The organism is Amycolatopsis keratiniphila subsp. keratiniphila (assembly GCF_001620365.2).
In the GTDB taxonomy this organism is placed as follows: Bacteria; Actinomycetota; Actinomycetes; order Mycobacteriales; family Pseudonocardiaceae; genus Amycolatopsis; species Amycolatopsis keratiniphila.
Genome location: NZ_LQMT02000036.1, coordinates 51,407 through 76,364, shown reverse-complemented (window position 1 = coordinate 76,364; position 24,958 = coordinate 51,407). Strand labels below are relative to the sequence as shown.

The following is a 24,958-nucleotide window of genomic DNA, read 5'->3' as shown; positions in this document are numbered from 1 at the left end:
CCGGTGCCGAGTCGGTCAGGACTCACGAGGCCGCCTAGCGGAGCGCTTCGATCATCGGCGTCAGGGTGTCCATGGTCGCGGCGAGGTCGGCCTTCGGGTCGGGGGAGTGGGCGAGCCAGACGGCGGCCTCGTTCATCGCGCCGGAAAGCAGGCGTACCAACGGTTCGACGGGCCGCTTCGCCAGGACGCCTTCGGTCATCAGCCCGGTCAGGGCTTCGGCGAGGTGCCGGGCGGAGGACTCCGCGTCCAGCTCGCGCCAGTCCTGCCAGCCGACGACGGACGGGCCGTCCAGCAGCATGATCTGCTGCGTCTCCGGATCGGTCGCGGCGGCGAGGAACGCGCGGCAGCCGGCGAGCAGTCCGGCCCACGCGTCCGGCGCGGCGTCCGCGGCTCGCGCGATCTGCTCGCCGACGTCGTGCTGTACGACGCCGAGCACGTGCCGGAACAGCTCCGCCTTGCTGCTGAAGTGATGGTAGAGCGCGCCTTTGCTCACGCCCGCGGTCTGCGCGATGGTCTCCAGGCCGACCTTGCCGTACCCGTGCTCGGCGAACAGCCGCCGGGCGGTGGCGGTCAACGCCTCCATCGTCTCTTCGCGTTGCTGCTGTTTCGTGCGGGCCATACCCGGATCTTGACATACCGACCGTCGGTTGGCTAACTTCGAAAAAACAAACCGACGGTCGGTATTGTTAGCGAGACAAGGTGGCATCATGCGTCTGACCAGCTTCTATCCCGTTCTCATGACCGAGAAGATCGCCGAGACACGGGACTTCTACCGCGATCACTTCGGCTTCGAGCTCACCTTCGAGGCCGACTGGTACGTCAGCCTCAAACGCGGCGAGTGGGAGCTCGCGATCCTCGCCCCGGGGCACGACACCATTCCCGGCGGGGCGGGCAAACCCGTGCAGGGACTGTTGCTGAACTTCGAGGTCGAAGACGTCGATGCCGAGCACCGGCGGCTGGTCGGAGACGCCGGGCTGCCCGAGGCGCTTTCCCTGCGCAGCGAGGAGTTCGGGCAACGGCACTTCATCGTCGCCGACCCCAACGGCGTTCTGATCGACGTGATCCAGGAGATCCCGCCGACCGGAGAGTACGCCGGGCAGTTCACCGACGAGGCACGCCCGAGCTGACGAGCACGGCCACCACGAACGCCCCACAAGCGACCGCCGCCGACACCTGAAGCCCTGTGGTGCAGGCGGCTTTCGCGGCGTCGAGCAATTCGTCGGCTAAATGCGACGTGAGGCCTGAGGCGGCCGCCTCCGCTTGAGCCGGGCCTGACAACGCGAGCGCTCGCGCCGGTTCCGGCACGCCCGCCGGGACTGCCAGGTGTCCCGCGTACACGGCGGCGGCCAGGGAACCGAACACCGTCGTCCCGAAGCCGGCACCCAATTCGTAGCCGGTCTTCTCCACCGCCGCGGCACCACCCGCCTGGTCCGCCGACGTCGCCGAAAGCAGGGTGTCGGTGCTGGAAGTCAGCGCGAGCGCCATCCCCAGGCCCAGCCCGGTCAGCCCCGCACCCAGCAGCACTGGTGACGTCAGCGCCGCCGAACCCGCCGCCGGGACCAGCAAGGAGACCGCCGCCACCGCGAACCCGGCCGTACGGACCCGGGCGTTGCCGAAACGGCCCAGCAGCGAAGGCGTGACCACACTGCCGACGGCCGACGCGCCCAACACGAGGAGCAGCCGGCCCGCCGCCGCTGTAGGCGAAAGCCCGAGCACCACCTGCAGATATTGGGCGAACAGCAGGCCGAGCCCGACGAGTGTGCTCATCACCAGCAGCACTCCGCCGACCGCGGGCCGCACTCCCGGCCGCCGGAACAGGGCGAGGTCCAGCAGCGGCGGGTCGGTCCGGCGCTGGCGGCGCAGGAACAGTCCGATGAGGACACATCCGGTCAGGCCGGAGGTGACGGCCGTGCTCCAGGCGCCCGGATGCCCGACGGCGAAAGCGATCCCGAGGACACCGCCAGCCGCGAGCGCCGCACTGACCGCGTCCCACGGCCGCCGCCCGGGCGGATTCCGGGGGAGCCAGCGCACCGCAAGCACCACCGCGGCCAGGATCACCGGCGGGTTCAGCAGGAACGTGGCCCGCCAGCCCCACACCTCGACGAGCACGCCGCCGAGGATCGGCCCGAACACCGAGCCGGTGCCCGCGATCCCGCTGCACACCGCGATCGCCGTGCGACGACGCCGCTGATCCGGGAACAGTTCGCGGAGCAGCGACATCGTCACCGGCATGATCATCGCGCCGCCGCAGCCGAGCAGCGCGCGGCAGGCCAGCAGCACCGGCACGTTCGGCGCGAACGCGCAGCCGAGCGACGCGATCCCGAACACGACGTACCCGGCGACCAGTACGCGCCGCCGCCCGTACCGGTCGCCGAGGGTGCCGAACGGCAGCAGCAGCGGCGCGGCGGTCAGCGGGTAGATCGCCACGATCCACACCTGAGCCGCCGCGCCCGGCCGCAGCTGCCGGACGAGGTCGGGCAACGCGACGTGCAGCACGGTCGCGTCGACCGCCACGAGGAAGAGCCCGGCGCCGAGTACCGCCAAAAGCGGCCAGGCGCGGTCGACCGCTCGCTCGGCCCGGGCCGTGGTCACAGGAGTTCCGTCAGATGCCTCGCCACGACATCGACGTGGGGCGGGTCGACCACCGACAGGTGATGCGCCTCGACCGGCACGATCTCCAGCCCCGGGCACAGTTCCGCCCAGCCCGCCGCGAGATCCGTGCGCGAGTACCGGGGTTCCATCGCCAGCCCGGCCGCGTACTGCTCGGTCGCCCGGTAGAGCACGACCCGTCCGTCGTAGCGGCGGGGCGTACCGCGTTCGGCCGCCAGTGTGTCCAAAAAGGACTGACGCTGGTGCCGGAGCACGCCTGGGCTGAGCAAGCCCGCTTCGGCCACCCGTCGCATGGTCAGCTCGATCTGCTCCTCTTCGGGTAGCGGTGCGAGCTCTTCGTGGCCGAGCCGCACTTCGCGGCCGTAGGTCCCTTCGACGTATCCGGTGAAGCGCAGGAACCGCCGGGCCGATGACGCCCGCGGATCGAGGTCCGGCTCCGGAAGCGGGAGCATCGTGTCGATCAGCGCGACGAACTCGACCTCCTCGCCTTCTTCGGCGAGCCGCGCGGCGACGCCGTACGCCAACGCCCCGCCGAACGACCAGCCCGCCAGCCGGTACGGCCGGTCGCGACGTTGTTCCCGCACCAACGGCAGCAACTGCTCGACCCGTTCCTCGATGCTGACACCGGGAACGCGTTCGAACCCGACGCACGGCACACCGGTGGGCAGCCGCTCCAGCAGCGGCCGGTACACCGTGCAGGTGCTGCCGCCGGGGTGGAACAGCAGCAGCGGCGCGACTCCGGCCTCACCGGGCGCGAGGACGTGCACCGGCCCTCGCTCCTCCCGCGTGTCGAGAACCGTTCGGGCGACGTCGGCGATGGCCGCGAGCGTGTCGTGCCGACGGAGTTCGGCGGCGTCGACAGGCGTGGCGAGTTCGGTGCCGAGCCCCTTGGCGAGCAGCTCGGCCAGCCGGTCCGGTGCGGCTGTCTCGGTCAGCCGGACGTGCGTGCCCGCCGCTTCGGTGCCGGTGTGCTCCTGCCACAGGCGCAGCACCAGCCGGTCCGCCGCGTCCCAGGCGCGACCGCGGGACGGCAGCGGTTCCTCGTTCTCGCGGGGCGCGAGATCGCGGCTGAGATCGGCGAGCGTGGCGCCCCGGAGCACGGCGGCCGAGTCGGGTTCGGTGCCGAACTCCCGGCGGACGGCCTCGCGGATCCGGTTCGCCATCAGGGAATCCAGTCCGAGTTCCACCAGCGGGACGTGGGCGTCGAGGCGGTCGGGACGCAGCCCCATGACGGCGGCGACGATCTCGGTGAGCCGGTCGCCTCCGCCGCTCCGCACGGGCTCGGGCTCGGGAGTGCTTGCCGCGAACGACGGTGTTTCCTCGGCGGAGGTGTACCAGTGCCGTTCGTGCCGCCACGGCATCGGCGGGACGTCGACCAGCCGGGCCCCGTCGTCCGGATCGGCGGTGGTGATCCGGGTTCCCGCGCAGTACAGCTCGGCCGCGGCGGCGCCCAGCGCGCGGACCTCGTCCTGGCCCCGGCGCAAGGTGCCGGTGACGAGCGCGTCGTCGATCCCCTCTGCTTCGAGCGTCCTCGCCACCGAACCCCGCAGGATCGGATGCGGCGACACTTCGAGGAACACGCGGTGCCCGTCCGCGGCGGCGGCCGCCACGGCCTGCCGGAACCGCACCGGACGCCGCAGATGCGTGGCCCAGTACCCGGCGTCGAAGTCCGGCAGCTCCCGCGGATCGGCCAGAACCGTGTCGTACCAAGGAACCGTCGGACGACGGCCGCCCAGTTCGACGAGCGCCTCCCGCAGCGCGGGCAGCACCGGGTCGACACGGGCGGAGTGCCCGGCGACCTCGACCGGCAGCCGACGTGCCCGCAGTCCTGCGGCTTCGAGTTCCGCGACCAGGAGGTCGAGCACGAGCGCGTCCCCGGCCACGGTCAGCTGACCGGGTGCGGATTCGACGGCGAGTTCGATGTCCGGGTACAGGTCCAGCTCTTCCGGCGCGAGTTCGACCGCCGCCATCGCGCCGCCGGGCCCGATGGTGCCCAGGAGCCGGGCCCGGGTCGCGACCAGGTGGACGGCCTCGTCGGGCGTGAGCACGCCGCTCACCACGGCGGCCGCCGCGGAGCCGAGGGAGTGCCCGACGACGGCCGCGGGCCGGACGCCGAGTGCCTCCCACTGGGCGGCGAGCGCGATCTGGATCCCGAAAATGGCCGTCTGGGTTTCGGGCAGGGACAAGGGATCCCCGCTGGTGAGCAGGGCGCGCAGCGAGCGGCCGGTGTGTTCGGTGAACAGGTCGTGGAGCTTGTCGACCTGTGCGGCGAACGCGGGTTCGGCGGCCAGCAGTCCCTGCCCCATGCCCGGCCACTGCGAGCCGTGGCCGGAGAACACGAACACCGGCCCGTCGGTACTCCGCGCGGTGCCGGTGACCGCGCCCGCGGGCAGCGGATCGGCGCCGGAGCCGACGGCGCGCAGCAGCCCGGCCAGCTCGGCCGTGTCCCCGGCGACGACGGCCGCGCGGTGCGGACCGCCGTTGTCGCGCCGGGAGAGGGTGTGGGTGACGTCGGCCAGGGACAGCGAAGGTGTGGCCTCCAGCCAGTTCGCCAGCTGCGTCGCGCGTTCGGTGAGGCGGTCGCGAGTGCGGGCCGACAGCAGGCCGATGCGGACGTCACCGCGGTCCGGGACCGGCTCCGGCGGCGGCGCCTGTTCGAGGACGACGTGCGCGTTGGTCCCGCCGAAACCGAACGCGGACACTCCTGCCGTGGCGCGGCCGGACCGGCGCGGCCACGGCGTCGGCTCGGTCACCACCTTCAGGCGCAGGTCGTCGAACGGGATATGCGGGTTGGGGGCGGTGAAGTGCAGCTGAGGCGGCAGTTCGTCCCGGGTCATCGCGAGGACGACCTTGATCAGCCCGGCGATCCCCGCGGCCGCCTCCGCGTGCGCGATGTTCGTCTTCACCGAGCCGATCAGCAGTGGTGCGTCGGCGGGACGGTCCTTGCCGAGCACCGCGCCGAGCGAGCGGGCCTCGATCGGGTCGCCCAGCAACGTGCCGGTGCCGTGCGCCTCGACGTAGTCCACAGTGGACGGATCGAGCCGGGCGCCGTGGTACGCCGTGCGCAGCATGTCCTGCTGCGCGACGGGGTTCGGTGCGGCCATGCCCTGCGAGCGCCCGTCGGAGTTGACCGCGGTGGAGCGGATCACCGCCAGCACCCGGTCCCCGTCGTATTCGGCGTCCGCCAGCCGCTTGAGCACGACGACACCGCAGCCCTCGGCACGCGCGATGCCGTCGGCGTCCGCGGCGAACGTCTTGCATCGGCCGTTCCCGGCGAGCAGCCCCGCCGCGGCGAACGCGGCCGTCGGGCCGGGTAGCAGCATGAGGTTCACCCCGCCCGCCAAGGCCAGATCCGCCTCGCCGTCACGCAGCGCGCGGACCGCGTGGTGCACCGCGACCAGCGACGAGGAGCAGGCGGTGTCCACCGCCATACTCGGCCCGCGCAGGTCGTAGACGTAGGAGAGCCGGTTGGCCGCGATACTCCCGGCCGCGCCGGTGGCGGTCCACAGATCCACGCCGCCGCCCGCCATCGTGAGGTGGCCGTAGTCGTGAGTCGAGATCCCGGTGAACACGCCGGTCCGGCTGCCGCGAAGGGAGGCCGGGGCGATCCCGGCGTGTTCGAGCGCGGCCCAGGCGACCTCCAGCAGCATCCGCTGTTGTGGGTCCATTGTGGACGCTTCACGCGGAGTGATGCCGAAGTGGTCCGCGTCGAAACCGGCCACGTCGTCGAGGAACCCGCCGACGATCGGTGCCGCGTCGGCGCTCCACCGGCCCGGCGGCGCGGTCCGGACGGCGTCCCGCCCGCTGCGGAGCAGTTCCCAGAACTCGTCGAGGCCGTCCGCACCCGGCCAGCGGCAGCCGAGGCCGACGACGGCGATCGGATCGGTCCGGCGACGGTCGGTGCCCGCCGGTTCGGGTTCGGGCTCGGTGCCGCCGGTGAGCGAGCGGGCCAGGTGGTCGATGGTCGGGCTCTCCCACAGCAGGGTGGCCGGGAGCGGGGTGCCGAGCAGATCTTCGAGGTCCGCGGCGATACCGACGGCCTGGCGGGAGGACAGGCCGTAGTCGCTGAGCGGGCGGTCGGCTTCGAGCCTGGCCGCGTCGACGCCGGTGTGCCCGGCGACGGTGTCCAGCAGCCAGCGGCGCAGCGTGGGGGTGTCGAACGACGGGTTTCTCATCGCACCAAGGCCTTTCCGTAATCGCCGGCGAGGTAACGGTCGCGGCAGGCGCTCCGCGCGATCTTGCCGCTGGAGGTCCGCGGGACCAGGCCCGCCGGGACGAGCACGACGTCGCGCAGCGCGAGGCCGTGCGCGTCGGAAACGAGCCGCCGGACCGCCGCGGCGAGCGCCCGCTCGTCCTCGGTGGTCAGCGCGCTGTGGCCGCGGTGCTCGGCGACGACGACCGCGGCTTCGGTGTCGGTGCCTTCGACGGCGAACGCGGCGACACTGCCGGGGCGGATGTCGCGGTCGGCCGAGGCCGCCGTCGCTTCGACGTCCTGCGGGTAGTGGTTGCGGCCGTCGACGATGAGCAGGTCCTTGATCCGGCCCGCGATGTAGACCTCGCCGTCGTACCGGACGCCGAGGTCGCCGGTGCGCAACCAAGGGCCGGCCGGCAGCCCCTCGTGGTCGCCGGTCAGCCTCGCGCCGAAGGTTTCGGTGCTCTCCAAGGGCTTCTGCCAGTAGCCGGTGCCGACGTTGGGACCGTGGACCCAGATCTCGCCGACCGAACCGTCCTTCAAGGCGACGCCGGTTTCGGGATCGACCAGCGCGACTCGCTGGCCCACCGGGACACCGCAGGCGACCAGCTTGAGCCCGTCGTCCGACGGCCGTGCCGTTCCGGCGCCCAGCGCGGCGCGGTCGAACGTGGTGACCCGAGGCGGAACGCCGGGGCCGGTGGTGACGAACACGGTCGCCTCGGCCAGCCCGTACGCGGGCCGGGTCTTGTCCGGGGTGTACCCGGCTTCGGCGAAGGTTTCGTGGAACCGGTCGAGCACGCCGGGGTTGATCGGCTCGGCGCCGTTGACGATCGCGGCGACGCGGTCGAGACGGAGCTTGCCGCGGTCTTCCTCGCGCACCCGGCTCGCGGTGTAGTGGAAGGCGAAGTTCGGGGCGGCGCTCCAGCTCCCGTTGTGGTCGCCGAGCAGTTCCAGCCAGCGCACCGGGCGTTCGATGAAGGCCAGCGGATCCATCAGCACCGATCGCATGCCCATCGCCAGCGGCGTGATCAAGCCGAGCACGAGACCCATGTCGTGGAACAACGGCAGCCACGACACCGTGGTCCCCGTCGGTGCGATCCCGAGCCCGTGGACCGCTTGGCGGACGTTGGCGAGCACGTTCTCGTGGGTCAGCACCACTCCGGCCGGGCTGCGCGTCGAGCCGGAGGTGTATTGCAGATACGCCACGTCGTCCGGCGCCGGAGCCGGGGCGGGCCAGGCGCGGACAGGTCCGGCCTTGTCGGCCGCGACGACCGTGACGTGCTCGCCGCCGGGCAGGCCGGCCAGGAACTCGCGGACCGCGTCCTCGGCCGCGGCGGTGGTGATCACCGCGGTGGGGGAGCAGTCGGTCAGTACCGCGGCGAGCCGTCCGGCGTGCCCAGGCAGCCCGGGATCGAACAGCGGCACGGCGATCGCGCCCGCGGTGATCGCGCCGAGGAAGGCGACGACGTACTCGGCGCTCTGCGGGCACAGGATCGCCACCCGGTCACCGGCCCGGACGGGCAGCGCGCCCGCGACGGCGTCGACGCGGTCCTTGAGTTGTTTCCACGTCAGCGTCCGCCGTCGCCCGGCGCGATCGGTCGCGAAGTCGGTGAAGGTGACCGCCGGCCGGTCGCCGTCGGTGTCCGCCCAATGCCGGAGGCAGTCGGGAAGGGTGGGGCCGGCCGTGGCGGGCAGGTTTTCGGGGGCCAAGGACATGACGTCTCCTCGGGGTTCGGCGTTCGGCGGGGTGGTGCGAGGGATTCAGCGGCCGAGCGGACCGGCGGCGTGCCGCCAGGCGTCGACGGCGAGCGCGTCGAGATCGAGGCCGGTGGTCCCGGCGTCACGAAGCACGACCAGCACGTCGTCGGCGGCGATGGCGACGGTGCGCAGACGCAGGCCCGGCAGCTCGGGGGGCTGCCCGGGAAGCGTCAGGAGTTGTTCGTAGGAAAGGGTTTTCGCGCCCGGCACGGCGGGAGCCGGATGGACGGTGACGGTCGACACCGCGGTACCCGCCGCGTCGTCGACCGTCACCTTCGAGCACCGCCCGGCCTGCGCGGCCCAGGCCGCCAGATCGGGCGGGTTCGTCATTCGGGCGACCAGTTCGGAGACCTGGCCGCCGGGGACGGCGGACTGGAAGCCCTGGCCGGCGGCGCCGTCGCGGACCAGCCTGCCGTGGACGACGTCTTCGCAACCGCCGACGTCGACCCTGCTCTCTCGACGGTCCGGGGTGGACAGTGCCGAGGCCACGTCGAAACCGTCGCGCGCGGACGCTCGCGGGACGGTTTCCGGTGGCAGCAGGGCGGCCTCCGGAACGACGGGGGGAGGCGGTGCGGGCGCGGCCTGAATCGATTCTCCGGGGGTGCCGGAAATGGTCGCGACCGCGGCGGCGGACACGACGAGAGCGCGAATTCGGGCAGCCATGAATAGCCCTTTCGGAAGGGTCCTTGGGGAGGGGTGGTCCCTTCGGTGGGACGCGGGCGCCGGGGTCGCGTCGGGGAACGCCGAACCCGGGCGGCACGACGAAGGCTACGACGGGAAATCGAATACCGGAAGGCGTCAAGAGAACGTAAATGTCCTTCGTGTACAGGGTGTGACCTGGGGATTTCGGACTTTCCGCAGGTATGCGAGCCGGTCTGGTACTCCCGTGCCACAGTCGCTCACCGTCCGTGAGCGATGGGTCACCCGACTGGGGGAGGGCGATGGTTTTCTTGTTTCCCTGGCATTCATATTGTCCTCCCGGATTGTGGGCAGGACAATTGCCTGGAGGGGCTCGTTCCGCTTAACGTGTCGCCACCTCTGATTTTCTTTCTCGGGTAACCGCCGTCACATTTTCGAATTCTGTCGAACGACCGGGACAAAGGATTACGTATGCACAATATTTCGAGGCGGCTGTGGGCGGTCGCGGCCGTCACCTGCCTGCTCCCGGGAGTCGTCGCGGCCCCGGCGCGAGCCGAGAGCGGTGTCCCGGACGCCAGGGCGGACGACGGCTCGCACGTCGTGGCCCAGACCACTGTGGACGGTGACCCGCGGATGCTGGACCTCACCGTGCGCTCGGTCGGCGTCGGGAGTTACGCGATGGTCCGGCTGATCCTGCCGTCCGGGTGGGCAGCCGAACCGGACCGGAAATGGCCGGCGGTGTACCTGCTCGCCGGGGAGACGCGGCTGCAGGATTATCGCGGCTGGACCGCCAACACCGACATCCGGAAGCTCGCCGACGACTCCGGCGCGCTGGTGGTGATGCCGGGTTCGGGCTCCGCGGGGTTCTTTTCCGACTGGTGGAATTACGGCAAGAACGTCGTGCTCAATCAATGGGAGACGTTCACCGCCGTCGAGATCCCGCAGCTGATCGATCGCGGCTATCGCGGGGACGGCCGCCGGGTGGCGGCGGGGCTTTCGCTCGGCGGCTACGGCGCGGTCGAGCTCGCCGCCCGGCGGCCGGGGGTCTTCCGGTTCGCCGGATCGTTCAGCGGCAACCTCAACCCCACGGGTCCGTACGGCGAACTGCTGACCAGGGCGATCGTCGCCTCCGCCCGGCAAGACCCCGAAGCGCTCTGGGGCGACCGCCGTCGCGAGGCGTCGCGCTGGGACGCGCACGATCCGCTGGTGAACGCCGATCGCCTGCGCGGCACCGAGCTGTACCTGTCCACCGGCAACGGTCTTCCGGGGCCGTTCGACGGCAAGCTCCCGATCGACGTGCTGCCCGGTGCGATGCTGCTCGAATTCCTCTGTTCCGGCCAGACGACCGCGATGGCCGACCGGCTGAACCGGCTCGGTGTGCCGGTCATGACGGACTTCTACGGGGCGGGTACGCATCATTGGGCGTACTGGCAGGACCAGTTGCACAAGACGTGGCCGCGGATGCTGCGTGCCCTCGCCGAGCCGGTGAAGGCGGGGGAGGCGTCGTGACCCGTCCGTCCTTTGTGGTCACCGGGGCGTCGAGCGGGATCGGCCGGGCGTGCGTGGCCGAACTCGTCCGGCGGGACGCCCACGTCTGGGCCAGCGTGCGCACCGACGCTGACGAGACCGACCTCGCGCGGACCTTCGGTGAAGCGGTCACCGTGCTGCGGATGGATCTGCGGGATCCGGCGTCGATCGCCGCCTGTGGGGAAAAGGTCGCGGCGGCGGGCCCGTTGCGGGGGCTGGTGAACAACGCCGGGATGGCCAGGCCGGGACCGTTGGAACATGTCCCGCTGGACGATTTCCGGCAACAGCTGGAGGTCAACGTCACCGGCCAGCTGGCCGTCACGCAGGCGATGCTGCCCGCGCTGCGTGCCGCGTCCGGTGCCAGGGTGGTCACGGTCGGGTCGATGGGCGGGCGGATCGCGGGGCCGATGGTCGGGCCGTATCACACGTCGAAGTTCGCCTTGGTCGGTTTGACCGACAGCCTGCGCGCCGAGCTGGCCCCGTCCGGGATCGGCGTCGTCCTCGTCGAACCCGGCGCCGTCGCCACCTCGATCTGGTCGCGCGCTCGCACCGCCGCCGAAGAGGTGCGCGCCGCGCTGCCGGAAGCCGCGCGGGAAAGGTATGCGGCGCAGCTGGACGAGGCCGAACGCAGTGCCGAGCGGTCCGCGCGGAACGGTGTGCCACCCGAGCGGGCGGCGCGGGTCGTGGTCCACGCGCTGACCGCACGCCGTGCCGCGCCGCGGTACCTGGTGGGCAGGGACGCGCATATCGCCGCCGTGCTGGCGAACCTGCCGTTCCGCCTCCGTTACCGGCTCACGGCGGCGAAGCGATGAGCCGGCTCGTCGTGATCGTCGCCCCCGGCTCGCGGGGCGACGTCCAGCCGTGCATCGCCTTGGGGCGTGGTCTCGACGGTGACCGGGTGCGGGTGCTGGCGGCCGAACGGTTCCGGACCCTGGTGACGTCGCATGGTCTGGATTTCGCGCCGCTTTCGGCAGATCCCGCGGAGATCCTCGGTTCGGACGGCGGACGCGAATGGACCGAGGGGCGCACGTCCGCGACCTTCCTGCGCGGGTTGCGCGGCGCGCTGGCCCCGGTGATGGAGCGCCTGCTTGCCGACGTCCACCAGGGCGCGGCGGGGGCGGACCTCGTGCTCGCCCCGACGCTGGGTTTTCTCGGTGCGCACCTGGGCGCGTCGCTCGGCGTTCCCGACGTCGAACTGCACTATCAGCCCAGCGTGCCGACGGGGGCCTTCGCGCATCCGCTGGTGCCGTGGGCGGCCAGGACCGGGCCGTGCGGCAGGCGGCTGAGCTTCCGCGCCGTCGACGCCGTCGCCTGGCAGGTGCTGCGGCCGGAGGTCGACCGGTGGCGCGAGCGGACACTCGGCCTGCCCGCGGCAGGCTTGCGCGGACCCCGGCGGACGGAAACCCCGGTGCTGTGCGGGTTTTCCGACGCCGTGGTGCCCCGGCCGAAGGACTGGCCCGCGCGGGTCCACGTCACCGGGTACTGGTTCCTCGAGGCGCCCGCCGCCTGGCGGCCGGACCCGCGCCTGCGGGATTTCCTCGCGTCCGGGCCGCCTCCGGTGTACGTCGGTTTCGGAAGTATGCGGCCGTCGGAGGCGGAACGGACGTTCGCGGCCGTCCGCACGGCGTTGCGCCGGGTGGGGTTGCGCGGCCTGCTCGGTACCGATGCCCGAGCCGACGAAGACGATCTGCTGACCGTCGGGGACGTTCCGCACGCGTGGCTGTTCCCGCGCACCGCGGCGGTGGTGCACCACGGTGGCGCGGGCACGACCGCGGCCGCGTTGCGCGCGGGTGTCCCCTCACTGGTCTGCCCGGTCTTCTCCGACCAGCCCTACTGGGGCGACCGGGTCTTCCGGCTCGGCGCCGGGCCGCGACCGCTCCCGCTGCGAGAGCTGACCGCCGACTCGCTGACCGCGCGGCTGCTGGAGCTGTCCGGCAACCTCCTGTTCCGCCGCGGCGCGCAGTACGTCGCGGCGCGGCTGCGTGAGGAGGACGGGGTGGAGCGGGCCCGGCAGGTGCTGCGACCGGTGGGCTAAATGTATGCGTTTCGCATATAGTTGGGGTCATGGACCTGGAGACGGCGATCAACGAATGGCACGAGAGCGTCAACGAAGGCGACCTGAAGCGGTCGGCGGACGCCGTCGGCGATCCCGTCGTCGTCCTCGGGCCGAAAGGCGCCGGGCCGATCACGTCCGCGCAGTTCGCGGACTGGGTGGATCGCTCGGGGATCAGGCTGAAGCCGCGATCGTGGCATCCGGTCAGCGATCGCCTGATGGTGGTCGAGGAGGACGCGACCTGGCCCGAAAGCGCGGGGCCGACCCGGGTGGCGACCGTGTTCCGGGTGGGCGGCGGCAAGGTCACCGCGGCGCTCCGGCTGCCCGATCTGAAGTCCGCGCTCGAACTGGCCTACCTCTGCCGCGAGATGGCGGCGACCGAATGAGCGCCCAAGGTCCGGGCCAGGCCCTGTTCGCCTTCGTGCGGCACTGGTCGCGCCGGACCGCGGCCGTCGCCGACCAGGGCCGTCTCGTCCTCGTCTGCGAGGCGGCCCATTCCCTCGCCGGGCGCGGGGCCGAGACGACGGTGAACGCGATCGCCGTCGAGATCGGCCTCGACCAGAGCGGCGCGTCGCGGCTGGTCAAGGCCGCGATCGAGGCGGGCTACCTGTCCATGGAGGCCTCACGGAACGATGGGCGCCGCCGCGAGGTTTCGTTGACCACGGCGGGCCGGTCGATGCTCGACCAGGCCCACCGTTGGCAGGAACAGGTTTTCGATCAGCTCACCGACGGTTGGAGCGAGAAGCGGCGAAGCGAGTTTCGGCGGGCCATGAGCGATCTCATCGACCGCTCGCATCAGCTAAATGCTCCGTGAGGCGGCCGAAGCAGGACTGCCAGCCCTCGTTGTGACTGTCGCGCTCCGCCACGGTCTCGAAGATCGCCTGGTGGAACGACATTTCCGTCTTGCCGTCGAGGTCGGAAAGGGCGACCGTGACGAGGGTGTCGTGCCCGCGGAAGCCTTCGGGCTCCTCCCAGGCGAAGCTGAACACGAGCCGCTCCGGCGCGACGATCTCGTGGTAGACGCCCGACATCCACAGCTCGGTCTCGCCGTCGCTGATGCAGGTGCGCCACTTTCCGCCCACGGTGAGGTTGACGGTGCAGGACTTGCCGGTGAAGCCGGCCGGGCCCCACCACTGCGCGAGATGGTCCGGGTCGGTCCACACGCGGAAGACGAGCTCGCGCGGCGCGTCGAGGAGGCGGGTGATCGTCAGGTCGGTCATCGTGGTTCTCTTCCGCAGGTATTCAACCGATAGGTTAATCAATGTCCTGGTTGAACTCTAGTGGGGCTGTCAACCGCCCGACCCCGGTTCGTGAGGTCTCCCGCCAGTGTGTCGGCGGTCGAGGCGGTTTCGCGCACCGGGTGCTGCGACTGTCAGCGGTCGAGCGTGGAGGATTTGGGACCTTCAATGTCCCGAATCCTCCACGCTTGAGTCATCCGACCGTGTCAGGTGCCGACGTTGTGGGAATCGGGACGTTGAATGTCCCAATTCCCACATCGTCGAGCGGCCGCGTATCAGGCTCCAGAATCCGACCCGCGGACGCCGGAAACCGCCCTGTGCGTCGGTGCTGGTCCGTACGGTCGCAGGCATGACTCTGCGCTCAGCACTCTGGCTGCCGATCTTCGACGATCTCGCCGATCCGGTGATCATCGCGCGCCTCGCCGCCGAAGCCGAAGAAGCGGGCTGGCACGGCTTGTTCGTCTGGGATCACATCCGCTGGCGTGCGCCGGTGCGCGCCATCGCCGATCCGTGGATCACCCTCGCCGCCGTCGCGGCCGCCACCGAGAAACTCGCCTTCGGCCCGATGGTCACGCCGCTGGCCCGTCGCCGTCCGGTCAAGCTCGCCCGCGAGACGGCCACTTTGGACCGGTTGAGCGGCGGACGGCTGATCCTCGGCGCGGGGCTCGGCAGTGACCGCTTCGGCGAGGAGTTTTCGAGGACCGGTGACGAATCGGACGATCGCAAGCGCGCCGAAATGCTCGACGAATCGCTTGAGATCCTCACTGTCGCCTGGTCGGGTGAGCCGGTGCGGCATCACGGCGCGCACTACACGGTCGACGACATCGCCTTCCTGCCTCGGCCCGCCCGCCCGATCCCGGTGTGGCTGGCCGGTTTCCCGGGGAAGACGAAGCCGATGCGCCGGGCCGCGCGATACGACGGGTTCTTCCCGGTCAACCTGCCGCACGCGGACGAGTTCGCCGAAGCGGTCGAGACGATCACCGCACTGCGCGAAGGCGACGAGACGCCGTACGACTTCGCCATCGGGGTGCCCGCGGGCACGGATCTCGCGCCCTACGAGCGCGCCGGGGCGACCTGGTGGATGGCCGAATTCCCCTGGGACGACCTGTCCGTCGACGCGGTTCGCGGCGTCTTGAGGGAGGGTCCGGCTTGACCCTCGCTTTAATATCTCTTTACTAAATGCGATACTGGACCGACGAGGGGAGTACTTCCCAAGAGCTTGCCCGGTCAGTACGGACATCCCGCCGGTGTCCCCGGGAGGCCGCCCCGCCGGGGTGAAGGAGACCTCGAACTTCGAGTTCGAGGAGGCTTCATGCCCGAGTCCGTGGCAACCGTGGGATCACCGGGGTTGTGGGCGATCAGCATCGCCGTCCTGCTGGCACTGCTCGTCGCCGATTTCGCGGTGACCCGGCGCCCCCACGAGGTGTCGATGCGGGAGGCCGCCGGCTGGTCGGCCTTCTACCTCGCGCTTCCGGTGGTGTTCGGGCTTTGGTTGTGGCTCGAGTTCGGCGGCGGTCAGGCGCTCGAGTTCATGACGGGGTTCGTCGTCGAGAAATCCCTGTCGGTCGACAACCTGTTCGTCTTCATGCTCTTGCTCGCCGCCTTCGCGGTGCCGTCCGAGGTGCAGCAACGTGTGCTGCTGTACGGCATCGTGGGCGCGCTGCTGCTCCGCGGCGTGTTCATCGCGGCCGGTGCCGCGATGCTGTCGGCGGGAACCTGGGCGTTCCTCGTCTTCGGCGTGATCCTGTTCGTCTCGGCGATCAAGATCCTGCGCGAGGCCATGTCCGGCGGTCAAAGCGAAATGGATCTTTCGCAGCTGCGGTCGGTCCGGTTGCTGCGCAGGCTGATGCCGGTCACGGACGACTACCGCGGCACCAGGCTGACCGTGCGTGAACACGGACGCCGCGCGCTCACCCCGCTGGCGGTCGTGGTCGTCGCGGTCTTCGCGACCGACGTGGTGTTCGCGGTCGATTCCGTGCCCGCGGTGTACGGCATCACCGAAGACCCGTACCTCGTGTTCGCCACCAACGCCTTCGCCCTGATGGGCTTGCGCGCCTTGTACTTCGTGCTCCACTCGGCGCTCGCGAAGCTGGTCCACCTGAACCACGGTCTCGCGATCATCCTCGCCTTCATCGGGGTGAAGCTGGTGCTGCACTGGGCACACGGGATCTGGCCGTCGGTGCCGCAGGTCCCGACCCCGGCCTCGCTGGGCGTGATCGTCGCGGTCCTCGTCACGGTGTCGTTCACCAGCCTGTACGCGCGCCGTCGTGAAGCCGCGCGGGCGGCACGGGAGTGAGCGATGATCACCGAACTGGTCGTCGGTTTCCTGATCGATCTGACGGTCGCCGCCCTCTTCCTGGCCGCGTTGCTCCTGGTCTTCGCGGCGATGCGGCCACCGCGCTGAGCTCAGGGAAAGCGGATCACGGTGATCCCGGCCAGCACGAAGAACACCAGCACCACCAGGGTGCCACTGTGCCCGCCGGATGAACTGGTCACGACCTGTTCGACGGCGCCGGTCAGCCGCACACCGCAATCCGCGACGACGGTGTGCCTGCCCGCCTCGATCCGCGTGAACTCGACGGCCGCGGTGAAGGCTCCGGTGCCGTCGGCGTAGGCGCCGCCGACGCGTTCGCCGTCCGACGTCAGCGTGACGCGTTCGCCGGGTGTGCAGCCCTTGCCGGTCGCGGACAACGCGTCGCCGGGCTGCACACTCGGCCGGTCGAGGATCAGGTCGTTCGGGCCCGGCGGGGTGCTGCTCGTCGACGGGATGTCCGTCGGCGGCGGGGGAGTGTCCGTTATGGACGGTGGCGTCGTGGTGGGTGGCGTCGTCGTGGTGACCGGGGTGGTGGTCCTTCCCGGTCTGGTCGGGGTGGCCACCGGGACCGACGGCTTGGTCGTCGGAGGCACCTTCGTCGTCGGCGGCGCCGTGGTCACGGTCCCGGTCACGCGGAAGGCCGCACTCCCGGTCAAGGGCTGGCCGGTCCGCGCGTTCGTGCAGGTGCCCGTGACCGTGTGGCTGCCGGGCGCCGCGTTGCCAGGCACCGTCGTCCCGACCTGTCCGCTGGGGGCGCTGACCGATGTGACGGCCGTTCCGTCCCACGTGAAAGAAATAGGTCCTTTGCACGGAGAGAAATTCCAGGAAATGGTGAAAGAACTCCCGGCGGGTCCGCTCGAAGGTTTCAAACCAACCGTGGACTGATACGGGGACTGCTGCGCGTTTCCCGTTCCCACCTGGGAAAGCAGGAACAACAACCCGGTCACGGTGCCGAATATCAGGCGAACCACGATACGCATTGGGACGTCCCTCTCCGGTAAGTACTCGCTGTAGCATTCCGGACCAGTCGGCCGAGGAAAACAGGGGATGCGCAAAATGGGACGTGTCATCGCGGCAGGGGTTGCGTTGGGGCTGTGCGCGGTCCTCTTGGGCGCACCACCGGCCGGTGCGGACGATGTCGCCCGTGGCAAGCTCGACCTGGCGGTCACTCTCGACGACCGGCCGATCGCCAACGCCACGGTCATGATCGACCCGGCGAAACAGGTCGAACTCACCGTCACGGCCACCAACAGCGGAGGGACCGCTCTCAAGGTCCGCAGCGTGCGGGTGTCCGGCGTGGCGCTGGCCTTGACCTTCTTCGCCTACGACACCACGGCACCGTTCGAGGTCCCCGCGCACAGCCGCGTCACCCGGACCTTCGTGCTGGACATGGCGGATCTGTCCGGTCAAGCGATCGGGCTGCTCCCGTCGACGGTCGAACTGCTCGACGCCCAGCGCGGCACGCTCGGCGAGGCGACCACCGTCGCGGACATCCGCGGGTCCTTCTGGTCCGTTTACGGCGCTTTCGGGCTCGCGATGCTCGTGCTCACCGTGCTGGCGTGGCTGACCGCCCTGCTCGCGCTGGCCCGTCACCGCCTTCCCGCCAACCGGTGGCGGCGCGGCCTGCGTTTCCTGCCCGCCGGATTCGGCACCGGGCTCGTCGCCGTCGTCTCGCTGTCGGTGCTGCGACTCGTCCCGCCGGAGCCGGCGATCGAGATCCCGGTGGTCCTCGGCGCCGCCGTGATCGCCTTCCTGCTCGGCTACCTGACCCCGCATCCCGCGCCGGGCCCCGGTGGCGACGAGACGGTCCGCTTTCCCGACGCCACCAAGGAATTCAACCGATGAGCGCACCCGCCGAGGTCGTCGCCGCGCTACCGCAGTACGAGATCGGGGCCGCGATCGGCCAGGGCGGGATGGGGGTCGTCTTCGCCGGCGTCCACCGTTCGCTGCGCCGCGACGTCGCCATCAAGCAACTGCCGTGGGACGTGCTGAACCACGCCGTCAGCAGCGAACTCTTCGACCGCGAAGCCCGGGTGCTGGCCAGCCTCGACCATCCGCATATCGTGCCGGTGTACGACTACGTGCGCACCGGCCGTGAACATCTGATGGTGATGGAACGCCTCGACGGCGGCACGGTGCACAGCCGGTTCCACAGTGGTGAGATCGGCGGGGAACAGGCCTGCGCGATCGGGCTGGCGATGCTCGCCGGGCTCCACGCGGCGCACGAAGCGGGCGTGCTGCATCTCGACGTCAAACCGAAGAACCTGCTCTTCACCGCACAAGGCGTGATGAAGGTGGCCGACTTCGGTATCGCGAAGGTGATCAGCGAGGGCGCCACCCTCGTCACGCACGGCGGCGAAGTCCTCGGCACACCCGCCTACATCGCGCCCGAGCAGGCGATGGGCAACGCGCTGAGCCCGGCGGCGGACGTCTACTCGGCGGGCACGGTGCTCTACGAACTGCTGTCCGGGAAGCTGCCGTTCGACAACACCCGGGGCGCGATCAGCATGATGCGCCAGCACATGTTCACCGATCCGCGTCCGATCGACGGTGTGCCGTCGCCGCTCGCCGGGGTCGTGATGCGCAGTCTCTCGCGCGAACTCGACTCCCGGTACCGCGACGCGGAGACCTTCGCCGCCGACCTCGCCTCCGCCGCCACCGCCGTGTACGGGCCGGGCTGGCTCGAACGCTCCCGCGTGCCCGTCCGGCACCTCACCCCGAGGGTGATCTCCGCGATCGGCGCACCGGCGCCTGCCGGTGACGGCCCGACCCGGCCGGTCCGCCGTCCCGCACCGGATCCGACGGTGTCGGCGACCCGCGCGGATCTCGAGCCGCGGAAACGCTCCGGCACGGTGCTCTGGTTCCGGCTCGCCGCGGTGGCCGCCGCGATCGTGCTCGTGGTGCTCACCCTGCTCACGCCGGAGCGGCTTTCGCACGAGGCCACGACGCTGAAGATCGACGGCGTCGCGGCCTCGTCGGCATCCCTCGACCTCAGCAAGACGTTCGCGGTGACCGGGGAGGGGAACCCGGGGCAGGTCACCCTCGCCCTTTCCGCCGCCGGGATCCCGCTCGGTTCCGCGTCGGCGGTACCGAAACCCGAGGGCGAGGGCTTCCGCGCCGATCTCGCCTTCCCCGGACTCACCCGGTGGATCGCCGGCGGCGCCGTCACCGCGACCCTGACCGCGGACGGTGTCCCGCGGACCTTCACCGTCGTCACCGAACAGCATCCGCTCGCGAGCGCGCTCGGCGCGGGCAGCCTGATCCTCGCCCTGTTCGCCTTGGCGTACCTGGAATCCGGGCTTCGCACCATCCGGAACGGACACCGCTGGCGGGGCGCGCTCGCCGGCGGGCCGGTGCTCGGCCTGCTGTTCGGCGCGACGGCGTGGCTGTGCGTCTCGGTGCTGAGACTGCACGAGCCCGCGGTCCAGTTCGGCGTCGGTTGCTCGATCGCGGGTGCCGTGGCGACCGGTTTCGTGGTCGCGGCCGCCCGCGTCCGGCGCGCACGCTGACGCCTGGACCGTCGCGGGTCACGACTTGCGGTGCTTGCCCTCGTCGTCGGTGACCTCGAACTGTTCCTTGCGCACCTTGCCGGAGATCGTCTGATCCTCGGTGACGGTCTCGGTCTTGAGCCTCGCCCGCTCGACCGCGACGGTTTCCTTGTCCACCACCGGTTTCTCGGCGTGCAGCACGACTTCCTGTTCGTCCTCGGCGATCTCGGCCCGCTCGCCGCCCGGCTTCGTGATCGGTTCCCGCTCGATCCGGACCTCCTCGTGGCTGACCGGAACGGTGACCTGCTGCTCTTCGGTGACGACGTACTTGCGCAGCCGGACATGGCCGGTCTCGACCTGCTCGGTGCCGACGTTCAGCCGTTCCTCGGAGCGCGTCATGGCGGGATCGGTGTCCCGATCCCGCCTGCCGGTGTCCGCATGTGTGCCCGGGTCCATACCGGCCTTGCCTCGACCGGTGTCGCCCCGGCCCTGTGCCCGGTCGTCCATCCGGCCGTCCGGCGAAGTCCGCGGCATCGGCAGCCCGTAATGCCGGTACAGCTGCGCGCTCTCCTCCGCGGACAGGTGGCCGTCGGCCTCGATACGGGGCGCGTCGGTGACCGCGTCCTTGTCGACACGGACGTGCACGCCTTCCTTGTCCGTATGCGCTCCCGAGAGCGGGACGAAACTCTCCTTGGTGCCGAACAGGCCCGTTTTGACGGTGATCCATTCCGGCTGGCGCGTCGCGTCGGCGAGGTAGACGTTGCCCACCTTCCCGAGCTTGTTGCCGGTCGGGTCGACCACGGCACTGTCGATGAGTTCCTGCGGCTGCATGGTCTTCGCCATCGGTCCTGCTCCTCTCGAAAGATGCTGCTGAGAAGCCCACCGTCGGCCGGACCGGTGATCATGGCAACCGTCGTGGTGCACCTGTGGGTGACCCCGGAAAGTGGTGGTTTGAAGCGCTGTTCGCGGGCTAGGAACGAAGCCTTGCCGCAGGTCGAAGCGGGTGTCCGGGTGGTGGCGGGCACGCCTGGGGGATGGCGCGAAGGTGTGATTCCGAAAATCGGATGCGAGGCCTTCCGGCCGTGTCCTACCCTCGTGAGCGTGATGCAGCAACTGCTGTTCCTCTGAGGAACGACGCCTCCACCGGTACCGCGAGCCGCGGTACCGGAGTTCGTTCTTCCTGCTCATCACCTTCACCGGAGGCAGTTCCTTCATGCATTCCCCTCTTTCGCCCGCGCCTGTGCGCGCGGCGCACGTCCGCCTGTCCGGCGTCCACCTCTCCTTCGGGGGACGGCCCGTGCTCTCCGGCGTCGATCTCGTCGCCGCGGCCGGGGACCGCGTCGCCATCGTCGGGGAGAACGGTCGCGGCAAGACCACCCTGCTCCGGGTGCTCGCCGGCGACCTGCCCGCCGATCGCGGCGAGGTGCACCGCTCGGGTTCGGTCGGCGTCGCCGATCAGCAGATCCCGCTCGGCCCGACCGACACCGTCGGCGCGCTGATCGACCTCGAACTGGCCGCCGTCCGCGATGCGCTGGCTCGCCTCGAGGCCGCCACGGAGGCGCTCAGCGACGGTCTTCCGGGCGCGGACGAGGCTTTCGCCGCCGCGCTGGAACAGGCCGAAGCCCTCGACGCGTGGGACGCCGACAGGCGCGTCGAAGTGTCGTTGGCGGCTTTGAACGCCGTGGACGACCGTGACCGTCCACTCGGGACACTCTCGGTCGGGCAGCGCCACCGGGTCCGGCTGGCCTGCCTGCTCGGCGCCGGGCATCCGGTCCTGCTGCTCGACGAGCCGACGAACCATCTCGACGCGGCGGGCCTCGACCACCTCACCGAGCGGTTGCGCGCGCATCCGGGTGTGGTCGTCCTGGTCAGCCACGACCGGGCGTTGCTCGCGGACGTCGCCACCACGGTGATCGACCTCGATCCGTCGAGCGACGGCAGGCCGCGCGTCTACGGCGGTGGATACGCGGGTTACGTCGAGGCACGCCATGCCGAACGTGCCCGCTGGGAAGCCGAGCACGCCGAGCAGATCGCCGAGCGGCAACGGCTGGCCGACGATCTGTCCGCCGCCCGGAACCGGTTGCGGGACAACTGGCGCCCGCCCAAGGGCACCGGCAGGCATATGCGTGCCACCCGCGCGCCCGGGCTGGTCCGCGCGGTCCACCGGCGGCAGGAAGAGCTGGAGGGGCACGTGGTGGCCGTCCCGCCGCCGCCCGCCCGGTTCTCCATGCCCGAACTGCCGTCACACGGAGGCGCGGTCCTGCTCCATGCCACCGGGATCACGGTGGCCGGGCGGCTCGCGCGTCCGGTCGACGTCGCGCTGGAAAGCGGCGATCGGCTGGTGGTCACCGGTCCCAACGGAGCGGGCAAGTCGACGCTCCTGAGCGTGCTGGCCGGGGAACTGGAGCCGGACACGGGCACGGTCACCCGCTCGCGGTCGGCGCGGATCGGGCGGCTGGGACAGGAATCCGACCTGCCGGGCAGGCGGACGGCGATGGAGCTGTACGACGAACGGCTCGCCAGGACGGGGATCTCCGGCCCGGGGCTGGGTGAACTGGGCCTGCTCGCCGGTTACGACCGGCACCGGCCGGTGGAGGAGTTGTCGGTCGGCGCCCGGCGGCGGTTGGACCTGGCGCTCGTGCTGGCCGCTCGCCCGCACGTCGTGCTGCTGGACGAACCGACCAACCACCTGTCCGCCGCGCTCGTCGACGAGCTGACCACCGCGCTCGGGACGACACCGGCCGCGGTGGTGATCGCGACGCACGACCGGCAGCTTTCCCGGGACACGGCGTCCTGGCCGAGGCTCGCGTTGTGAACCGTCACTCGCGGTTGGCGAGGGTGTAGCGCACGGTCTGCGCCAGCACCACACTCCCGTCGGGCTCGCGGAGCGCTTGGAGCTCCGCGAGCACGGCCCGGCGCACGGCGTCGAGCCGGTCTTCCGGGATCAGCTCCCAGAACATCCGCTGGCCGTGCGACCAGGACCAGGTGATCCAGTGCGCGGGGTCGGCGAACTTCACCGGATAGACGCGTTCCACGGACGTGACACCGGTGAAGCCCGCCGATTCCACGGCCTGGCCGAAACCCTCGAAGGTGGCGAAGAGCCCCGACCTGATGGCGAGTGTCCAGGCCAGCTCCGGCGGTACGAACGGTTTGAACACCTCACGCACGGCGGCCCATCGCGGATCGTCGGCGCCGAAGGTGGTCACGCCCAGCCGGCCGCCGGGTGCGAGGAGGCGATGCCAAGACCGCAGCCCGGCGACCGGGTCGGGCAGGAAGAAGACCACGAACGACGCGAGGACCACGTCGAAGGCGGCGTCGGGCAGGGTCGGTTCTTGGGCGTCCATAAGGGAAACCGAGGCGTTCGCGCCGCGAGCCTTGACGTCTCTCGCGGTGCGCTCGACCATCTCCGCGGACAGGTCGATCCCTAGCGCCGATCCGCTCGCGCCGACCCGCTCGGCCGCCGGGAACAGCACCGCGCCCCGGCCGCAGCCGACGTCCAGCACCCGCTCACCGGGGACGAGCGCGACCCGGTCGAGTAGTTCTTCGGCGAACACGCCGAAGAAGTCGACGCCGAGCGCGTCGTACGTCTCCGCCGTCCGGTCGAACAGCCGCGCCATCGCCTGCCGGGTGTAAGCGCTCATGCGCAGGACGATGGCCTGGTGAAAACGCTGTTGTCAAACGGATGACGGGATTTGTCATGCGGGCTTGAGTAGGGGCGGCGGGAATTCGGCCGGGGGTGTCAAAATCCGGACTTGGCGCACAGTCGCGGCGTGCGCGAAGGCGTGACTCGCGTGATCAGGGCCGTCACTCGCGTGACTAGGGACGTGACTCACGTGATTGGAGGCCGCACTCGCGTGTTCCGCCTTCAATCACGCGAGTTACGGCTTCGATCACGTGAGTGCGGTCTCCCGAGAAGGCGCGGGAAACGTTGCGAAAGCCACTTTCGCAACCTTCAACGTTGCGAAAGTGGCTTTCGCAACACGCCAGTCGACAGCCCGGCTTGGATGGCAGGACAGGTAGACAGGCACCGGTCTGCCGCTCACGAGAAGGCGCGGGAAACCTGCGAGAGCACGATGAGCCCGCACACCACCAGGTTCTTGTACTTGTGCTCCACCACGATCGCGACGAACTCGCGAATCGTGGCGCTCGGCCAGAAATACCAAGCCGTCGGCGACCCGATGACCTGGCCGTTCACCTTGGCGCGCCGGGCGATGAGGGCGGCGCGGAGTACGTGGAAGTTGTTCGTGACGACCGTGCAGCGATAGTCCGCCTTCCGCTGCCGCATGATCTCGGCGCTGAAGGTGAGGTTCTCGAAGGTCGTCCGCGACCGGTCTTCGAGCAGGATCCGCTCCCTCGGTACCCCGTTTCCGGCCAGATGCCCGGCCATGGCGTGGGACTCGGGCAGGTCCTCGTCGGGGCCCTGCCCACCCGAGGTGACCACCATCGGTTCCCCGCCGCGGCGGGCTTCGGCGTCGAGTACGCGCCGGGCGCGGTCCAGGCGGCCGGCCAGCAGCGGCGGGACCCGGTGACCGTCCAGCAGCCCCGAGCCCAGCACCACCACGAAGTCCACGCCCTTCTCGGTGCGGATGCGGCCGTAGACGATCGAGTACAGGAGGAAACACACGAATAGGAACGAGAAGTAGACGACGAGTCCGTTCAGGATCCCCCGCACGATGTCGAGGGGTTCCCAAGCCAGCTGCGTGACCGTCGCGTTGAAGACGATCAGCGCGCAGATGCCGATCCCCGTCAGCAGCGAAAGGACGTTGGCCAGCCTGCGCCCCTCCCGGCGGAGCATGGTGATCCCGTTGCAGATCAGGAAGACGGTCAGCGCGAGGACCGTCGGGATGATCAGCAGGATCACGCCGACCGCGACGAAACCCGCCGCTTCGGGAGAAACCGAGGCGAGCAGCGCGATGAACGTCACGCCGAGGAAGAGCAGCGCGAAGAACAGGTAGAAACCGTTCCGCAACTTGCGCCGGTCGCGCAGGAAGCTCACCAGGAACGCCGCGCAGCACAGGGCCGCGATGGCGAAGGGGATGGCAGCGGCCTCCACGGGGAACTCCAGCCTTGGGACGATGCGGGCGGGCGGCGGCATTCAAGCACACGACAGAGCCGCCGAAGGCACCTCCCGTTGGTGTG

General features: G+C 70.6%; 23 protein-coding genes. 13 read left to right on the top strand and 10 right to left on the bottom strand.

Features of this window, described 5'->3' with window-relative positions:
- Positions 1-34: 34 nt before the first annotated feature.
- Positions 35-619, bottom strand: a complete 585-nt coding sequence (locus AVR91_RS33340; protein ID WP_063276681.1) for a TetR/AcrR family transcriptional regulator — start codon at positions 617-619, stop codon at positions 35-37.
- A gap of 88 nt (positions 620-707) precedes the next feature.
- On the opposite strand from AVR91_RS33340, the gene AVR91_RS33335 reads away from it, so the two are divergent.
- The gene (locus AVR91_RS33335) at positions 708-1,127 is read left to right on the top strand and encodes a VOC family protein (RefSeq protein ID WP_063276680.1); all 420 of its coding nucleotides are present in this window, start codon (positions 708-710) and stop codon (positions 1,125-1,127) included.
- Here the strand turns inward: AVR91_RS33335 and AVR91_RS33330 are convergent.
- The 4 genes from AVR91_RS33330 to AVR91_RS33315 are packed head-to-tail and all read right to left on the bottom strand — an operon-like array spanning position 1,102 to position 9,223.
- Positions 1,102-2,592, bottom strand: a complete 1,491-nt coding sequence (locus tag AVR91_RS33330) for an MFS transporter (protein WP_063276679.1) — start codon at positions 2,590-2,592, stop codon at positions 1,102-1,104. The genes AVR91_RS33335 and AVR91_RS33330 overlap by 26 nt on opposite strands.
- Positions 2,589-6,785 (bottom strand): type I polyketide synthase, encoded by a 4,197-nt coding sequence (locus AVR91_RS33325; RefSeq protein ID WP_063276678.1) that lies wholly within the window; start codon positions 6,783-6,785, stop codon positions 2,589-2,591. Before AVR91_RS33325 ends, AVR91_RS33330 begins: the two co-directional genes overlap by 4 nt.
- A complete protein-coding gene (locus tag AVR91_RS33320) occupies positions 6,782-8,518 on the bottom strand; it encodes a fatty acyl-AMP ligase (RefSeq protein WP_063276677.1) in 1,737 nt (578 codons plus the stop codon). The genes AVR91_RS33325 and AVR91_RS33320 overlap by 4 nt, the downstream gene beginning before the upstream one ends.
- 45 nt (positions 8,519-8,563) lie before the next feature.
- The gene (locus AVR91_RS33315; protein WP_063276676.1) at positions 8,564-9,223 is read right to left on the bottom strand and encodes a hypothetical protein; all 660 of its coding nucleotides are present in this window, start codon (positions 9,221-9,223) and stop codon (positions 8,564-8,566) included.
- A 447-nt stretch (positions 9,224-9,670) separates the two neighbouring features.
- Between AVR91_RS33315 and AVR91_RS33310 the strand changes: the two genes are divergently transcribed.
- Genes AVR91_RS33310 through AVR91_RS33290 form a run of 5 tightly spaced genes read left to right on the top strand, consistent with a single transcriptional unit; the run spans position 9,671 to position 13,593 of the window.
- Complete coding sequence (locus AVR91_RS33310; RefSeq protein ID WP_063276675.1) at positions 9,671-10,708, top strand: alpha/beta hydrolase; 1,038 nt, start codon at positions 9,671-9,673, stop codon at positions 10,706-10,708.
- A complete protein-coding gene (locus tag AVR91_RS33305) occupies positions 10,705-11,538 on the top strand; it encodes an SDR family NAD(P)-dependent oxidoreductase (protein WP_063276674.1) in 834 nt (277 codons plus the stop codon). The genes AVR91_RS33310 and AVR91_RS33305 overlap by 4 nt, the downstream gene beginning before the upstream one ends.
- Complete coding sequence (locus AVR91_RS33300) at positions 11,535-12,761, top strand: glycosyltransferase (RefSeq protein WP_063276673.1); 1,227 nt, start codon at positions 11,535-11,537, stop codon at positions 12,759-12,761. Before AVR91_RS33305 ends, AVR91_RS33300 begins: the two co-directional genes overlap by 4 nt.
- Before the next feature lie 29 nt (positions 12,762-12,790).
- Positions 12,791-13,165, top strand: coding sequence for a hypothetical protein (locus tag AVR91_RS33295; protein ID WP_063276672.1), 375 nt, complete (start codon positions 12,791-12,793; stop codon positions 13,163-13,165).
- Complete coding sequence (locus AVR91_RS33290; protein ID WP_063276671.1) at positions 13,162-13,593, top strand: MarR family winged helix-turn-helix transcriptional regulator; 432 nt, start codon at positions 13,162-13,164, stop codon at positions 13,591-13,593. The genes AVR91_RS33295 and AVR91_RS33290 overlap by 4 nt, the downstream gene beginning before the upstream one ends.
- Here the strand turns inward: AVR91_RS33290 and AVR91_RS33285 are convergent.
- Positions 13,559-13,999 (bottom strand): SRPBCC family protein, encoded by a 441-nt coding sequence (locus AVR91_RS33285; RefSeq protein WP_063276670.1) that lies wholly within the window; start codon positions 13,997-13,999, stop codon positions 13,559-13,561. The two genes, AVR91_RS33290 and AVR91_RS33285, sit on opposite strands and share 35 nt — an antisense overlap.
- Positions 14,000-14,366: 367 nt before the next feature.
- Here AVR91_RS33285 and AVR91_RS33280 point away from each other — a divergent pair, with 367 nt between their 5' ends.
- Both AVR91_RS33280 and AVR91_RS33275 read left to right on the top strand, forming a co-directional pair.
- A complete protein-coding gene (locus AVR91_RS33280; protein WP_063276691.1) occupies positions 14,367-15,170 on the top strand; it encodes an LLM class flavin-dependent oxidoreductase in 804 nt (267 codons plus the stop codon).
- Positions 15,171-15,329: 159 nt separating this feature from the next.
- A complete protein-coding gene (locus AVR91_RS33275; protein ID WP_063276669.1) occupies positions 15,330-16,313 on the top strand; it encodes a TerC/Alx family metal homeostasis membrane protein in 984 nt (327 codons plus the stop codon).
- A 110-nt stretch (positions 16,314-16,423) separates the two neighbouring features.
- Here the strand turns inward: AVR91_RS33275 and AVR91_RS44010 are convergent, their stop codons facing one another.
- Positions 16,424-16,963: a hypothetical protein gene (locus AVR91_RS44010; protein WP_228709412.1), complete on the bottom strand. Its 540-nt coding sequence runs from the start codon at positions 16,961-16,963 to the stop codon at positions 16,424-16,426.
- A 58-nt stretch (positions 16,964-17,021) separates the two neighbouring features.
- Here AVR91_RS44010 and AVR91_RS44005 point away from each other — a divergent pair, with 58 nt between their 5' ends.
- The 3 genes from AVR91_RS44005 (at position 17,022) to AVR91_RS33255 (ending at position 19,840) form a co-directional block, all read left to right on the top strand.
- The gene (locus tag AVR91_RS44005) at positions 17,022-17,216 is read left to right on the top strand and encodes a hypothetical protein (protein WP_228709411.1); all 195 of its coding nucleotides are present in this window, start codon (positions 17,022-17,024) and stop codon (positions 17,214-17,216) included.
- 171 nt (positions 17,217-17,387) lie between these two features.
- Positions 17,388-18,176, top strand: coding sequence for a hypothetical protein (locus AVR91_RS33260; protein ID WP_063276667.1), 789 nt, complete (start codon positions 17,388-17,390; stop codon positions 18,174-18,176).
- On the top strand, positions 18,173-19,840 hold the full coding sequence (locus AVR91_RS33255) for a serine/threonine-protein kinase (protein ID WP_063276666.1): 1,668 nt from the start codon (positions 18,173-18,175) through the stop codon (positions 19,838-19,840). The genes AVR91_RS33260 and AVR91_RS33255 overlap by 4 nt, the downstream gene beginning before the upstream one ends.
- 18 nt (positions 19,841-19,858) lie before the next feature.
- Here AVR91_RS33255 and AVR91_RS33250 read toward each other — a convergent pair whose 3' ends face one another.
- Positions 19,859-20,662: a DUF2382 domain-containing protein gene (locus tag AVR91_RS33250; RefSeq protein WP_063276665.1), complete on the bottom strand. Its 804-nt coding sequence runs from the start codon at positions 20,660-20,662 to the stop codon at positions 19,859-19,861.
- Between the two features lie 21 nt (positions 20,663-20,683).
- Here AVR91_RS33250 and AVR91_RS42985 point away from each other — a divergent pair, with 21 nt between their 5' ends.
- Together AVR91_RS42985 and AVR91_RS33245 are read left to right on the top strand one after the other, a co-directional pair.
- Positions 20,684-20,947 carry a hypothetical protein gene (locus AVR91_RS42985; RefSeq protein ID WP_143254189.1) on the top strand — a complete coding sequence of 88 codons (264 nt, stop codon included), beginning with the start codon at positions 20,684-20,686 and terminating at the stop codon, positions 20,945-20,947.
- Between the two features lie 85 nt (positions 20,948-21,032).
- Positions 21,033-22,634 carry an ABC-F family ATP-binding cassette domain-containing protein gene (locus tag AVR91_RS33245; protein ID WP_063276664.1) on the top strand — a complete coding sequence of 534 codons (1,602 nt, stop codon included), beginning with the start codon at positions 21,033-21,035 and terminating at the stop codon, positions 22,632-22,634.
- A gap of 4 nt (positions 22,635-22,638) precedes the next feature.
- Here AVR91_RS33245 and AVR91_RS33240 read toward each other — a convergent pair whose 3' ends face one another.
- Positions 22,639-23,460, bottom strand: coding sequence for a class I SAM-dependent methyltransferase (locus AVR91_RS33240; protein ID WP_076857493.1), 822 nt, complete (start codon positions 23,458-23,460; stop codon positions 22,639-22,641).
- 398 nt (positions 23,461-23,858) lie between these two features.
- Positions 23,859-24,872, bottom strand: coding sequence for a YdcF family protein (locus tag AVR91_RS33235; RefSeq protein WP_083715501.1), 1,014 nt, complete (start codon positions 24,870-24,872; stop codon positions 23,859-23,861).
- Between the last annotated feature and the right edge of the window lie 86 nt (positions 24,873-24,958).

Excerpts from the sequence above, each read along its gene's own strand:
- AVR91_RS33285 (WP_063276670.1), bottom strand. The coding sequence starts at position 13,999 with ATGACCGACCTGACGATCACCCGCCTCCTCGACGCGCCGCGCGAGCTC.
- AVR91_RS33310 (WP_063276675.1), top strand. The coding sequence starts at position 9,671 with ATGCACAATATTTCGAGGCGGCTGTGGGCGGTCGCGGCCGTCACCTGC.
- AVR91_RS33240 (WP_076857493.1), bottom strand. The coding sequence starts at position 23,460 with ATGAGCGCTTACACCCGGCAGGCGATGGCGCGGCTGTTCGACCGGACG.
- AVR91_RS33295 (WP_063276672.1), top strand. The coding sequence starts at position 12,791 with ATGGACCTGGAGACGGCGATCAACGAATGGCACGAGAGCGTCAACGAA.
- AVR91_RS33250 (WP_063276665.1), bottom strand. The coding sequence starts at position 20,662 with ATGGCGAAGACCATGCAGCCGCAGGAACTCATCGACAGTGCCGTGGTC.
- AVR91_RS33280 (WP_063276691.1), top strand. The coding sequence starts at position 14,367 with ATGACTCTGCGCTCAGCACTCTGGCTGCCGATCTTCGACGATCTCGCC.
- AVR91_RS33315 (WP_063276676.1), bottom strand. The coding sequence starts at position 9,223 with ATGGCTGCCCGAATTCGCGCTCTCGTCGTGTCCGCCGCCGCGGTCGCG.
- AVR91_RS42985 (WP_143254189.1), top strand. The coding sequence starts at position 20,684 with ATGCTGCTGAGAAGCCCACCGTCGGCCGGACCGGTGATCATGGCAACC.
- AVR91_RS33260 (WP_063276667.1), top strand. The coding sequence starts at position 17,388 with ATGGGACGTGTCATCGCGGCAGGGGTTGCGTTGGGGCTGTGCGCGGTC.
- AVR91_RS33290 (WP_063276671.1), top strand. The coding sequence starts at position 13,162 with ATGAGCGCCCAAGGTCCGGGCCAGGCCCTGTTCGCCTTCGTGCGGCAC.
- AVR91_RS33320 (WP_063276677.1), bottom strand. The coding sequence starts at position 8,518 with ATGTCCTTGGCCCCCGAAAACCTGCCCGCCACGGCCGGCCCCACCCTT.
- AVR91_RS33245 (WP_063276664.1), top strand. The coding sequence starts at position 21,033 with ATGCATTCCCCTCTTTCGCCCGCGCCTGTGCGCGCGGCGCACGTCCGC.
- AVR91_RS33255 (WP_063276666.1), top strand. The coding sequence starts at position 18,173 with ATGAGCGCACCCGCCGAGGTCGTCGCCGCGCTACCGCAGTACGAGATC.
- AVR91_RS33275 (WP_063276669.1), top strand. The coding sequence starts at position 15,330 with ATGCCCGAGTCCGTGGCAACCGTGGGATCACCGGGGTTGTGGGCGATC.
- AVR91_RS33300 (WP_063276673.1), top strand. The coding sequence starts at position 11,535 with ATGAGCCGGCTCGTCGTGATCGTCGCCCCCGGCTCGCGGGGCGACGTC.
- AVR91_RS33325 (WP_063276678.1), bottom strand. The coding sequence starts at position 6,785 with ATGAGAAACCCGTCGTTCGACACCCCCACGCTGCGCCGCTGGCTGCTG.
- AVR91_RS33335 (WP_063276680.1), top strand. The coding sequence starts at position 708 with ATGCGTCTGACCAGCTTCTATCCCGTTCTCATGACCGAGAAGATCGCC.
- AVR91_RS33340 (WP_063276681.1), bottom strand. The coding sequence starts at position 619 with ATGGCCCGCACGAAACAGCAGCAACGCGAAGAGACGATGGAGGCGTTG.